Raw genomic sequence first — 12,749 nt, forward strand, 5'->3', positions numbered from 1 at the left:
TCTAAAGGGGTCAGAGCGCCTTGGCCCAGTCACGCAACAGGTACTTCTGGATCTTGCCGGTAGAGGTTTTTGGCAACTCGCTGAAAACTACGGTCTTCGGCAACTTGAAACCGGCCAGGTGCTCGCGGCAGAAGCTGATGATTTCACTGTCGCGGGTCTGTTCAAAGCCGGCCTTGAGGGTGATGTAGGCGCAGGGGGTTTCGCCCCATTTTTCGTCCGGACGGGCGACCACCGCCGCTTCGAGCACGGCAGGGTGCTTGTAGAGGGTGTCTTCGACTTCGATGGTGGAGATGTTTTCGCCGCCGGAGATGATGATGTCCTTCAGGCGGTCTTTGATTTCCACATAGCCATCGGCATGCCATACCGCCAGGTCGCCGGTATGGAACCAGCCGCCACGGAAGGCTTCGGCGGTGGCTTCAGGGTTTTTCAGGTAGCCCTTCATCACTGTGTTGCCGCGCATGAAGATTTCACCCAGGGTGTTGCCGTCGCGTTGCACCGGTTCCAGGGTTTGCGGGTCGGCGACCATCAGCCCCTCAAGAGTCGGGTAGCGCACGCCCTGGCGCGATTTGATCCGCGCGCGCTCTGCCAGCGGTTGCTCGTCCCACTCGGCGTGCCAGGCACAGACGGTCACCGGGCCGTAGACTTCGGTCAGGCCGTAAACGTGGGTGACCTTGATGCCCATTTCTTCCACGGCACCAATCACCTTGGCCGGGGGCGCTGCGCCGGCCACCATGGCGTTGACCGGGTGATCGATGGCGGCCTTGGCCGACTCGGGCATGTTGATCAGGGCATTGAGGACGATCGGTGCACCGCACAGGTGGCTGACCTGATGCTCACGGATCAGGGTAAGGATTTTTTGCGGGTCGACCCGGCGCAGGAACACATGGGTGCCGGCCAGTGCGGTGACGGTCCAGGGGTAGCACCAGCCGTTGCAATGGAACATCGGCAGGGTCCACAGGTACACCGGGTGGTTGCCCATGGCCCAGGTCATCTGGTTGCCCAGTGCGTTCAGGTAGGCGCCGCGGTGGTGATAGACCACGCCCTTGGGGTTGCCGGTGGTGCCGGAGGTGTAGTTCAGCGAGATTGCCTGCCACTCGTCTTCAGGCCATTGCCAGGCAAACTCCGGATCGCCTTCGGCGAGAAAGGCCTCGTAGTCGAGGTCGCTGACCGCCTGGCCTTCGCCGTATTCGGGATCGTCGACATCGACTACCAGCGGCGGGAACTCCATCAGCGCCAGCGCCCCGGCGATGACCTTGTGGAACTCGCGGTCGGTGATCAGCACTTTGGCCTCACCGTGCTCGAGCATGAAGGCAATGGCCTCGGCGTCGAGGCGAACGTTCAGGGCATTGAGCACCGCACCGATCATCGGCACACCGAAGTGCGCTTCGAGCATCGCCGGAATGTTCGGCAACATCACCGCGACGGTATCGCCCTGGCCGATGCCGCGCCCGGCCAGGGCACTGGCCAGGCGGCGGGAGCGTTCATAAGTCTGTTGCCAGTTGCGCCGGATGGCACCGTGAATCACCGCCGGGTACTGGCCGTAGACGGCTGCGGTACGTTCGATGAAGCTCAGCGGGCTCAGGGCCTGGTGATTCACAGGGGCGGGCGCCAGGCCCTGGGAGAAAATCGACATGAAATGTTCCTGTGCAGGGGGCGGCCAAAATGGCGTACTGCAACCCCCGGTGGCTGATTGTTAGCTCTGATCAGGTGTCGTGAAGGGCAAGCCTTCGCATTTGTGTTTATTTACGCTAATCGCCATGTTACTTGGAAGATAGACTATAGCAATATGGTAGAAGTACTATATGTGCCCCGATGGCATTCTGTGAACGCACCCATGACCACTCTGCTCGCCAGCGACCCCCAGCCCAGCCTGCTTCTGGATGCATCTGCCGCAGTGCTGGCCGTGAACCCGGCGCTGCAGGCCATGCTCGGCCCCTGGCCGCAGCGTGCGGTCGACTACTGGTTGCCGAGTAACTACGTTGCACTGGTGAGCGCGTGCCTGCGCCAGGGGCGGGCAATCAGCGATGTCGAGGCTGCAGTGGCAGGTCAGATCCTGCTCTGGACCTTCATTCCCGACGGCGACAACGGCCAGGTCCTGGTACGCTGCCGCGATGCCACCGCCGAGCGTTCGGCTGAACGTGACGCCAGTCAGGCGCGACGGCTGTATCGCCTGATTACCGAGAACACCACTGACCTGATCTCCCGGCACAGTCCGGATGGCTGCTTTCTCGATGCCTCGCCGGCGTCCTACCGCTTGCTGGGTTATTGGCCCGAAGAGCTGCGCGGGGTGGCCGTACAGTCGCTGTTTCATCCCCAGGACCGCCAGCAATCACTGCTGCAGGCCGCGCAGGCGCTGGAACAGGACGGCTACCAGACCATGACCTGTCGGGTCCGTCACCGCGATGGTCGCGACCTTTGGTTCGAGATTGCCAGCCGGGCAATCCGTGAGACCTACACCGGGGCCGTGGTGGAAATTGTCAGCGTTTCGAGAGAAATCACCGCCCGCATCGAGGCCCAGGAGAACCGCCGGCGCCTGGCGGAAGTGGTAGAGGCCAATACCGACCTGGTGCTGTTCACTGACCGTGAAGGGCAGTTGAGTTACCTCAACCGCTCGGCGCGCCGCGCGTTGGGCTTGCAACAGGTGCAGGCGTTGCCGCCGCTGCAGGCCCTGCTCGATCCGGCGTTGCAGCAGCAATTGCAGGAACACGGCTGGCAGTGTGCCGAGCAAACGGGCGTCTGGCATGTGGAGACACGCTTGACTCCCTGGCAGGGCGGTGTGGCGTTTCCGGTGTCGCTGGTGCTGCTGGCGCACCGGGCTGCCGGTGGTGAGCGTTACTATTCACTGGTGGCCCGTGACATGACCGAGCGTGAACTGCGTGAAGCCCAGCAACGCCGGCATCAGGACGAACTGGCGCACAGTGCGCGCCTGGTGACCCTGGGTGAACTGGCCTCGGGCATCGCCCATGAAATCAACCAGCCGCTGGCGGCAGTGGTCAACTATGCCAGTGCCAGTCAGCGTTACCTGCAGGCCCTGGACCGTGATCCGCAGGCGGCGGGGCGGGTGTCGCAAGGGCTGCAGCGTATCAATGAGCAGGCCACGCACGCCGCGGAAGTGATCAAGCGCTTGCGGGCGTTCCTGCGCAAGGAACCGCGCCGCCTGCAGGCGTTGTCCATCGCCGATGTGGCCAGCGAAGCGGTACGCCTGTGTGACTGGGAAGCGGCACAGGATCAGGTGCGCATCGAGCAGCACGTCAACCCGTCGCTACCGGCGGTGTATGCCGACCGGGTGTTGCTTGAACAGGTGCTGCTCAACCTGCTGCGCAATGCCATTGACGCCAATCGCGAGCAGCACAAGGGGCAACCTTCGCGTATCGTGCTCAGCGCCGAACTGGACGCCGGGCTGTTGCTGATTCAGGTCAGCGATCAGGGCCCGGGGGTTGCAGCGGATCGGCTCGATGGCATCTTCACGCCGTTCACCACCAGCAAGCCGGAAGGCCTGGGGCTGGGGTTGAGCATGAGCCGCAGTATCATTGAAGGCTTTGGCGGCACCTTGCAGGCGCAACCGGGGGCGGCGGGGGGATTGACCCTATGCTGCCGCTTGACGCCAGTGGCCGGTGCCGGGATAGAGGACGTGTAATGCAGCAACCGAAAGTCTATGTGGTCGATGACGACCAGGGCATGCTCGATTCGACCGTGTGGCTGCTCGAGTCGGTCGGCGTACAGGCCATACCGTTCACCAGTGGCCAGGCATTTCTCGAGGCGTGCGACGAGCAGCGGCCGGCCTGCGTGTTGCTGGATGTGCGCATGCCCGGCATGGGCGGGTTGAGCGTGCAGGAGGCCATGCGCGCACGCGGCATCGAGCTGCCGGTGATCTTCCTCAGCGGGCATGCCGATGTGCCGATTGTAGTGCGGGCATTCAAGGCCGGCGCCTGCGATTTCATCGAAAAGCCCTATAACGAGCAACTGCTGCTGGATGCCGTGCAGGCTGCCCTCGACGGTTCGCGTCAGGCCTTGGCAGGCAGCGGCCCGCGTGCCGCTGTGCAAGCGCGGATTGACAGTCTGACGCCGCGCGAACGTGATGTGTTCGTGCCGTTGGTACAGGGCTACAGCAACCGCGAAATCGCCGAACAGCTCGAGGTCAGCGTCAAGACCGTCGACCTGTACCGGGGCAGGGTGATGAAGCGCATGGAGGCCGAGCACCTGCCGGCGCTGGTGGGTATGGCGATTGCCTGCGGCGTGGTACAGGCTTTGAACCTGCGCTGAATACAGCGCAGGCTCAAAGCCTTACTCAGGGACGACGCGCCAGCAACAGCCCGACGACCAGACCGAACCCGGCGGAGATCGCCACGGTTTGCCAAGGGTGGCCGCCAATATAGTCCTGGGTGGCGTCGACGACCGGTTGCGCCTTGCTACGTGCCTGGCTGACTGCCTCACCGGCGCGCTTGAGCTTGAGCCGGACCTGGTCGCGCAGGGTTTCGGCCTCGTCGCCTACCAGCGCCGCGCTGTCGCGAAGCAGTTTTTCCGACTCTTCGATCAGTACCTGCAGTTCGCTGAACGCTTGATCCTTGATTTGCTCGACTTCGGTTTGCACGCTGGATTTCCTGGCCATGGGCACTTCCTCGTCATTGGTTGGGCAGTCAATAGTGGATACCGGTGGGCGCGGAAAGTTGCAGCGGATTGTCGGCCCTTCGCGGCTACAGTGTAAGATAGCGCCTATTTTCAAGTGGCAGGACACCCCCATGAGTTTCAATCTGGCCAACAAGAGCTTCGCCGAACGGGCGCAGATCGAGGACGAGAAAGCGCGACTGTTCGAGCTCTGGCAGACCAACCTGGGCAAAGCCAAGGGTGAAGCCGCGCGGCTGATTGCCGAAAAGCCCCGGCGCAAAGGCAAGTGGGCCGAGTGGGTACGCGCGGAACTGGACGGCATGTCGCCGCCCGAGTTCGCCAACATGGTGCGCAGTGAAGTCAACAAACTGATGGCTGCGGCCAAGTAAACCGCGCAGGGTTTACCAGGTGATTTTGGCCGGTTTCGGCAGGCTCAACTGGCCATTGTCGCTGAAGCGCACCGTGCCAAATACCCCGCCGGCCAGTTTGCCGCGCAGCACATAGGGCATGCCGTCGAGGTTCTGCACCTGACCCAGGCCCACCGCCTGGCGCATCATCGAGAACGCGGTGATGCTCATCGGCACTTCCACTACACCTTCGGAAAAACGGCCAATGCTGCCGCTCTGGTTGCTGACGCCGGCGGCCAGTGGCTGGCCGTTGACCTCCAGGTTAACGGCGATGCCGTTGTAGTCGATCGGCGTCTCGTTGGGGTTTTGCACCCGCAGTTTCACCTTCATGCGCATTTCCAGGCCCTGGCCAGGCATGGGTTCGATGCCGATCACGCTGATGCTCAGCGGATCGCGGCTCTGAAACAGCGCGCAGGCACTCAAGCCCAGCAGCATCGCCAGCACCAGGCTTGTACGTAACACGTGGCGGTAAGCACGAATCATCAGCGCAGTTCCTTGCAGGCAATGGGCCCTCAGTGTGGCAAATGCACTGCGACGTTGAAAGCTGCTGGCGTTTTGAACGATACTGTTTCTCATTAACGCCTGTTTCCCTTTCTCAAGGCCCATCGAATTCCTTCATGTTGACGCCTCCCATGTCCGGGCTGCTTGCCAGCTTTCAGGAACATTACGATGACCTGCTGCAGTTTCTGACCCGGCGCATGAGCGACCGTCAACGCGCGGCCGATGTGGCGCAGGAAACCTACCTCAAGCTGGTCAAGATCGATCAGCAGGACCCGCCGGTACTGCATGCGCGCAGTTTCATCTTCCGTGTGGCGGGCAATCTGGCCATCGATACCCTGCGCCGTGAACAGCGCATGGCCGGCAACCTCGACGATAATGAAGCGGCGCGTGAGTTGCCGTGTCCGGCGCCGGCGCCGGAAGCGGCCTTGCTGGCGCGTGAACGCCTGGCGCAACTGGACGAAGCGTTGCTGCAACTGCCGCCCAATGCCCGTCAGGCGCTGCTGCTCAACCGGGTTGAAGGCCTGACCCAGGCGCAAATTGCACAACAATTGGGTGTTTCCGAGAGCATGGTGGCAAAATACATCGGCCAGGCACTGCGCCACTGCCGTGACTGGCTCAAACACAACCATGATTGATGCCCACGCCATGCCTGCAGCGCAGCCTATCAGCGATCTGTCCGATGATGCCCTCGACTGGCAAGTGCTGTTGCATTCTGGCAACGCCAGCGAGGCCGACCGCGCCCGTTATCAGCGCTGGTGCCAGCTGAGCCCGGCGCATGCCGAAGCGGCGCGGGAGGCACAAGCCTTGTGGGGCGACCTCGGGCATACCCAGGCGGCTGCCGAATTGAAGACTGCCGCGCCACGCCGACGCCGCTGGGGCACCGCCATGGCGGCTTCGCTGGTGCTGGCGCTGGTGGGCTATGGCGGTTGGCAGCAAGCCCCGGCTTTGCTCGCTGACTACCACACCAGTGTTGGCCAACAGCAGCGCATTACCCTCGCCGATGGCTCGCAGGTTTTGCTCAACAGTGGCAGCGCGCTGTCCGTGGACTTCAGCAATGACCAGCGCCGCGTCATGCTCAAGGCGGGCGAAGCCCTGTTCGAGCCGGCCAGCGATTCGCGGCCGTTTGTGGTCGAGGCCGGCAATGAAACCCTGCAGGGCAGCGGGGCGGTGTTCAGTGTCCGTCGCGACGGCAGCAGCAACCGTGTAGTGGTGGCTCAGGGCGAAGCACGGGTTGGTGAGCGTGTATTGCCGGTGACTGCGGATGCGCGGGCGTTGACGGCCTGGCAACGTGGCAAACTGATCTTCAACGGCAAGCCGTTGCGTGAAGTGCTGGCGGAGCTTGAGCGTTATCAGCACGGCCGCATTGTCTTGTCCGACCCGCAACTGGCCGCCATGCAGGTCAGCGGCGTATTCGACCTGGATGACCCTCACGGGTTGTTGCGCACGCTGGAACAGCGTTATGCACTGAAGGTGACCTACCTGCCGTGGCTGGCGGTGGTGTACTGAGCGGCGTTGCCAGCACCCGCGGCGTAACAGAAAAGAAATTATTTTCATTTTGGTACTGCAAGTTCTTCTTCGCCCAATCGTCGTAGTGAGACTGATCAGCAATCCATTCTCATTTACACCTTTGCCTGGAAGAACATTGTGAAGGCTACGCTCAAGCCCATCGCCCGCTCCACCGGTTGTTTCAAACACGCACTGCTGGCCTCGACCGCCGTCGCTGCGCTGCTCGGCCCTGTAGGGGCATGGGCGGCAGACACCGCGAGCCCGGCGCAAGTCAGCGCCCAGCAAGCGCGCGAAGTGACCCTTGCGCTGCCTGCACAGGACCTCGACCAGGCCCTGACCGCGTTTGCCGACCAGGCCGGCCTGCACCTGCTGTACACCACCGCCGACGTCGCTGGCCGGCAGAGCCCGGCGCTCGATGGCCGCTACAGCATTGCCGAGGCCTTGCAGAACCTGCTGGCCGGCAGCGGCATGAGCTGGCAGTTCAGCGATGCGCGCACGGTGATCCTGCGCAAGGCGACGGCCGCCCCGGCCAGTGTCAGCCTCAAGCCGATTGAAGTCAGCGTGGCATCGCGCACCAGCACCTCGATCAGTGAAATCCCTGGCACCGTCTGGGTGGTCGACCAGCAGCAATTGCAGGAACAGATCAACAGCGGTGTCAGCCTCAAGGAAGCTATCGGCAAGCTGGTGCCCGGTCTGGACCTGGCGCCGGAAGGGCGTACCAACTACGGCCAGAACATGCGTGGGCGCAACGTGCTGGTGATGATCGATGGCGTCAGCCAGAACAGCTCCCGCGGCCTGTCGCGACAGTTCGACAGCATCTCGCCGTTCAACGTCCAGCGCGTCGAAGTGCTTTCGGGCGCCAGCGCCATTTATGGCGGCGGCGCTACCGGCGGCATCATCAACATTGTCACCAAGAAGGGTGAGGCCGGCCCGGCCCGTTTCGAGACCCAGCTCGGTGCCAGCAGCGGCTTCAACAACAGTGACGACCTGTCGACGCGCATCGCGCAGTCGGTCAGTGGCGGCAACGAACGGGTCACCGCGCGCCTGGGCGTTTCCGGCGAGCAGAACGAAGCCTTCTACGATGGCGCAGGCGACCAGATCTTCATCGACAACACCCAGACCGACCTGCAATACAACCGCACGATCGACGTGCTGGGCAGCCTGGGCCTGACCTTCAACGACGAACAAAGCCTCGACCTGCTCGCTCAGTACTATGATTCGGGCAACCACGGCAGCACCGGGATCTACTTTCCCAACCTGAACTACAACAAGCCTTCGGACCTGGAAGACGCCGAACTGCGCGGCGGTTACTCCTCCGACCTCGAGCCGCGGACCAAGCGCCTGCTGCTCAACGCCAACTACCACCACAGCGATGTGCTCGGCCAGGACTTCTATCTGCAGGCGTCGTACCGCAAGGAAGACGACAACTTCTACCCGTTTCCTTACTACAACACCGCCAAGCCGGTCGGCGCCAAAGGCGTGTACTTTGCCGGTTCGCAACAGAACTTCGAAGTCACCAGCCTCAAGGCGCTGTTCGCCAAGCAGTGGGACACACTCAAGCTGACCTATGGCGTGGACCTTGACCGTGAGCGCTTCAACGCCGACCAGACCACCTTTGATGCGCTGACGTCCTCCGAAAGCGGTGGCCTGGACCTGGAAGAGGCGAGCAAGGCCCCGCGTTACCCCAGCTACCGCGTCGATGGCCTGTCGTACTACGCCCAGCTGGACTGGCACGCAACGGACAACCTGACCTTTTCCGGTGGCGCGCGCCGCCAGCAGATGGATGTCGACGTCGGCAACTTCAAAGGCGTGCCCGGTGGCAGCAACGACTATCAGGTCAACCTGTTCAACCTCGGCGCCATCTACGACTTCAAGAACGGTCACCAGGTCTGGACCAACTACGGCGAAGGTTTCGATCTGCCGGACCCGGCCAAGTTTTACGGCAAGCCAGGCCTGAGCGTCGACGACAATCCGCTGGCGGGTATCAAGAGCCGCCAGGTGGAACTGGGCTGGCGTTACGCCGACCTGGACTGGGATGCGCAGGCGGCGGTGTACTACATCTGGTCGGACAAGATCATCACCACCGACATGGCCACCCTGACCATCAATGTCGAAGACCAGAAGAGCCGCGATTTCGGCTTTGAAGGCGCATTGACCCGTCACTTCGAAAGCGGCTGGGAAGCTGGCAGCACCCTGCACCTGGTGCGCTCGGAAGAAGAGGACAAGGACGGCGACTGGATCAAGCGCGATGCGCGTTACGCCTCGCTGTCGAAATCGACCGCGTTTGTCGGCTGGAAGGACGAGGGCCGCAGTGCGCGCTTGCAGGCCAACCATGCCTTCACCCTGAAAGACGATGCCGACCACAAGATCAGCGGCTACACCACCTTCGATCTGCTCGGCAGCCAGGACACCGGCTTCGGCACTTTCAGTGCCGGTATCCAGAACCTCCTGGACAAGCAGTACAGCACCGTCTGGGGCCAGCGCGCGACGCTGTTCTACTCGCCGACCTACGGCCCGGCCTACCTGTATGACTATCAGGGCCGCGGGCGTACCTACACCCTGACCTGGTCGATGGCCTACTGAGTCAGGCGAAGGCGCTTAGCAGGTCGGCGTTGAACGCCTGCTGGGCGTCGCTGGGCACCTGGGCGCGGTGCCGTGCCAGCACGAACGGCACCTGAAAGTTCAACGCCGGGTCCAGGGCGTGCAACAGCCCGCGCTCGACCCAAGGCGCGGCAAAGTGGCAGGGCAGGTAACCGATATGGCGGCCGGACAGAATGAACGCCAAGGCGCCTTCCACCTGTTCGGAAACCGCCGACGCACGACCGCCGCTGAGCGGCTCCGGATTCTCCAGAAAACGGTAGGGATGCTCGACCTGATCGGCCTCCAGCAGCATCTGCCGGCTCACCAGGGTAGCGCTGGCGAAGGGGTGGTGACTGGCGCAGTACAGGCGCTGGGTTTCTTCAAACAACGGCGTGTAATCGAATGCCGTTTGCTTGCCGGAGAAATAGCCGATGGCCAAATCCAGGCGTTGCTGCAACAGCAATCGCTCAAGGTCGGCCGGCATCGCGCTGACCAGTTCCAGGCGCACAGATTCATCACGTTGGCGAAAACGCTCGATAGCCTGGGCCAGGCGCAGGGTCACACTGCTGTCCTGGGCTTCCGAAATGCCCACGCGTACCTCGCCCAGCAAGCGTCCCGCGACGCCGTTGGCCTGATGGCGGAAGGCGTCGATCTGCACCAATAACTCCCGCGTGGCCTTGAGCAGTACCTCACCCTTGGCGGTCAGGTTAAAGCCGCTTTTGCCGCGGCTGCACAGGCGATAGCCCAGGCGTGTTTCCAGGCGTGCCATTTGCTGGCTGATGCTCGGTTGGCTCAGGCCCAGCACACCCTGGGCGGCACTGAACCCGCCGGCCTCGACAACGGTGACGAACAGCCTCAGCAGGTGCAGGTCGAGGTCGTGCAATTGCCCTAGCATCAAACATTGCTCCTGGTGCATGTCAGGATAACTAACTTGTCATTTTTGCAATGTAACCCAGCAGGCATGCTCCGGGCATCCACTGAATAAGGTGCCCGTCATGCGTACATCCCTGTTGTTGCTCCCGTTGCTGCTGGCGTTGCCGGTGCACGCCGAAGAGAAGGTGCTCAACCTCTACAGCTGGGCCGACTACGTAGCCCCGGAAACCCTGCAGCGCTTCGAGAAGGAAACCGGCTACACCGTACGCTACGACACTTTCGACACCACTGAGGTGCTGGAAACCAAGCTGCTCACCGGCGGTAGCGGCTACGACGTGGTGGTGCCTTCCAGCAGCCTGCTGGCGCGAGCCCTGACGGCCGGTGCCCTGCAACCGGTGCAGGCGCAAACGATGCCGGGTTACAGCAACCTCGACGCAGATCTGTTGGCCAAGCTGGCCGAGGTCGACCCGGGTAACCAGTACGCGGTGCCGTATACCTGGGGCACACTCGGCCTGGGAATCAACCTTCAAGCCGTGCGCCAGCGTATCGGCGATGCGCCGCTCGACAGCCTCGACCTGCTGTTCAAACCCGAGTACGCCAGCAAGCTCAAGGACTGCGGCATCGCCATGTCCGACTCGCCCCAGGAAGTGATCGGCGTGGCCCTGAACTACCTGGGCAAGGATCCCTACAGCCGCAACAAGGACGACCTGGCCGCTGCCCAGGCCTTGCTCAAACAGTTGCAGCCGTCGGTCAGCTATGTCGCCAACGGCCGCCAGATCAGCGACCTGGCCAACGGCAGCGTGTGCCTGGCGCTGACCTACAACGGCGATGCCGCCATGGCCGCCGAGCAGGCCCGTCAGGCCGGCAAGGCGTATCAGGTGGTGTACCGGATTCCCCGCGAAGGCACCCTGATCTGGCAGGACAACCTGGTGATCCCCAAGGACGCGCCGCACCCGCAAGCGGCGCGGGCGTTCATAGCCTTCATGCTCCGCCCCGAGTCGGTTGCCCCGCTGACCAACACGTTGTTCTTCGCCAACGCCAACAAGGCCGCCACTGCGCTGGTAGACGAGGCGGTACGTAGTGACCCCGATATCTACCCCTCAGACCAGGTCCGCGCCCGGCTGTTTGCCGACCGCAGCATGGCCCTGGCCGACATGCGCCAGCGCACCCGCCTGTGGACCACGTTCCGTAGCCGCCAATAACAACCTGAACAAGGAGCCCGATGATGGACCTCGCCCCCGATAACGACCAGGCCATGACCCGCGACAGCCTGTATGGCACCGTTGCCGAGAACACCTTTGCCGGCATCACCAGTTTTTCCCGCCGCCGCTACACCCGTGACCTGCGCGGAGTCGATGTGGTGGTCAGCGGTGTGCCGTTCGATACCGCTACCAGCAACCGCCCCGGGGCGCGCTTTGGTCCACGCGCCATTCGCGCCGCCTCGGTGCAGCAGGCCTGGGCCCGGCACTGGCCGTGGGAGTTCGATCCGTTCGACCACCTGGCGGTGATCGACTATGGCGACTGCAACTTTGACTACGGCAGCCCCCATACCATCCCGGACAGCATCCAGGCCCATGCCGAACAGATTCTGCAGGCCGGTTGCGCCATGCTCACCCTGGGCGGCGACCATTTCATCAGTTACCCGCTGCTCAAGGCGCATGCCGCTAAACATGGCCCGCTGTCGCTGATCCACTTCGATGCCCACAGTGACACCTGGCCGTGCGAGGAAGGAGCAGGGCGGGTCGACCACGGCACCATGTTCTGGCATGCCGCGCGCGAAGGCCTGGTAGATCCGTCACGTTCTGTGCAGATCGGCCTGCGCACCACCAATGACGATACCCAGGGCTTTGCCGTGCTGGATGCGCGCCAGGTGCACCAGCGTGGCTGCCAGGCCATTATCGAAGCCATCCGTCAGCGCGTGGGGGATCACCCGGTGTACCTGACATTCGACATCGACTGCCTTGACCCGGCCTATGCGCCCGGAACCGGTACCCCGGTGTGCGGCGGGCTGACCACGGTGCAGGCGCTGGAGATCATCGGTGGCCTGCGCGGCATCAACCTGGTGGGCATGGACCTGGTTGAAGTGGCGCCTGCCTACGATCATGCTGATATTACGGCGCTGGCCGGATCGACGCTGGCCATGGAAATGCTCTGCGTGTATGCCGCGCGGCATAAGGTCGATCGCTGAGTGGAAACATCATGAATTACCTGTAGGGCAATTCGCGGTTTCCTGTCGAACCTGACGCGCCTTAGGCTATCCAATGCTTGGGCGCGTCG

At 62.9% G+C, this 12,749-nt stretch carries 11 protein-coding genes and 1 pseudogene; 8 read left to right on the top strand and 4 right to left on the bottom strand.

Annotation, left to right across the window (positions count from 1 at the left end):
* Positions 1-10: 10 nt before the first annotated feature.
* Positions 11-1,633 carry an acyl-CoA synthetase gene (locus DM813_RS26315; RefSeq protein ID WP_128326310.1) on the bottom strand — a complete coding sequence of 541 codons (1,623 nt, stop codon included), beginning with the start codon at positions 1,631-1,633 and terminating at the stop codon, positions 11-13.
* A 153-nt stretch (positions 1,634-1,786) separates the two neighbouring features.
* On the opposite strand from DM813_RS26315, the gene DM813_RS26320 reads away from it, so the two are divergent.
* Together DM813_RS26320 and DM813_RS26325 are read left to right on the top strand one after the other, a co-directional pair.
* Positions 1,787-3,637, top strand: coding sequence for a PAS domain-containing sensor histidine kinase (locus DM813_RS26320; RefSeq protein WP_128326311.1), 1,851 nt, complete (start codon positions 1,787-1,789; stop codon positions 3,635-3,637).
* On the top strand, positions 3,637-4,263 hold the full coding sequence (locus DM813_RS26325) for a response regulator transcription factor (RefSeq protein WP_128326312.1): 627 nt from the start codon (positions 3,637-3,639) through the stop codon (positions 4,261-4,263). Before DM813_RS26320 ends, DM813_RS26325 begins: the two co-directional genes overlap by 1 nt.
* A 25-nt stretch (positions 4,264-4,288) precedes the next feature.
* Here the strand turns inward: DM813_RS26325 and DM813_RS26330 are convergent, their stop codons facing one another.
* Positions 4,289-4,609, bottom strand: a complete 321-nt coding sequence (locus tag DM813_RS26330) for a DUF883 family protein (protein WP_128326313.1) — start codon at positions 4,607-4,609, stop codon at positions 4,289-4,291.
* Between the two features lie 130 nt (positions 4,610-4,739).
* On the opposite strand from DM813_RS26330, the gene DM813_RS26335 reads away from it, so the two are divergent.
* Positions 4,740-4,994 carry a hypothetical protein gene (locus DM813_RS26335; protein WP_128326314.1) on the top strand — a complete coding sequence of 85 codons (255 nt, stop codon included), beginning with the start codon at positions 4,740-4,742 and terminating at the stop codon, positions 4,992-4,994.
* A gap of 12 nt (positions 4,995-5,006) precedes the next feature.
* On the opposite strand, the gene DM813_RS26340 is transcribed toward DM813_RS26335, so the two are convergent.
* Positions 5,007-5,495 carry an LEA type 2 family protein gene (locus DM813_RS26340; RefSeq protein WP_128326315.1) on the bottom strand — a complete coding sequence of 163 codons (489 nt, stop codon included), beginning with the start codon at positions 5,493-5,495 and terminating at the stop codon, positions 5,007-5,009.
* A 134-nt stretch (positions 5,496-5,629) separates the two neighbouring features.
* On the opposite strand from DM813_RS26340, the pseudogene DM813_RS26345 reads away from it, so the two are divergent.
* From DM813_RS26345 to DM813_RS26355, 3 genes and pseudogenes are all read left to right on the top strand, one after another.
* Positions 5,630-6,136 (top strand): annotated as a pseudogene (locus DM813_RS26345) (RNA polymerase sigma factor); the annotation flags it as partial.
* Between the two features lie 4 nt (positions 6,137-6,140).
* Positions 6,141-7,019 carry a FecR family protein gene (locus DM813_RS26350; protein WP_241653246.1) on the top strand — a complete coding sequence of 293 codons (879 nt, stop codon included), beginning with the start codon at positions 6,141-6,143 and terminating at the stop codon, positions 7,017-7,019.
* A gap of 138 nt (positions 7,020-7,157) precedes the next feature.
* Positions 7,158-9,602: a TonB-dependent siderophore receptor gene (locus DM813_RS26355; protein ID WP_128326317.1), complete on the top strand. Its 2,445-nt coding sequence runs from the start codon at positions 7,158-7,160 to the stop codon at positions 9,600-9,602.
* Position 9,603: 1 nt separating this feature from the next.
* On the opposite strand, the gene DM813_RS26360 is transcribed toward DM813_RS26355, so the two are convergent.
* On the bottom strand, positions 9,604-10,494 hold the full coding sequence (locus DM813_RS26360; protein ID WP_128326318.1) for a LysR family transcriptional regulator: 891 nt from the start codon (positions 10,492-10,494) through the stop codon (positions 9,604-9,606).
* Between the two features lie 100 nt (positions 10,495-10,594).
* On the opposite strand from DM813_RS26360, the gene DM813_RS26365 reads away from it, so the two are divergent.
* Positions 10,595-11,674 (top strand): polyamine ABC transporter substrate-binding protein, encoded by a 1,080-nt coding sequence (locus DM813_RS26365; RefSeq protein WP_128326319.1) that lies wholly within the window; start codon positions 10,595-10,597, stop codon positions 11,672-11,674.
* A 23-nt stretch (positions 11,675-11,697) separates the two neighbouring features.
* On the top strand, positions 11,698-12,660 hold the full coding sequence (gene speB / locus DM813_RS26370) for an agmatinase (protein ID WP_128326320.1): 963 nt from the start codon (positions 11,698-11,700) through the stop codon (positions 12,658-12,660).
* Positions 12,661-12,749 lie beyond the last annotated feature (89 nt).

Source organism: Pseudomonas alkylphenolica (assembly GCF_004025535.1).
Classification (GTDB): domain Bacteria; phylum Pseudomonadota; class Gammaproteobacteria; order Pseudomonadales; family Pseudomonadaceae; genus Aquipseudomonas; species Aquipseudomonas alkylphenolica_A.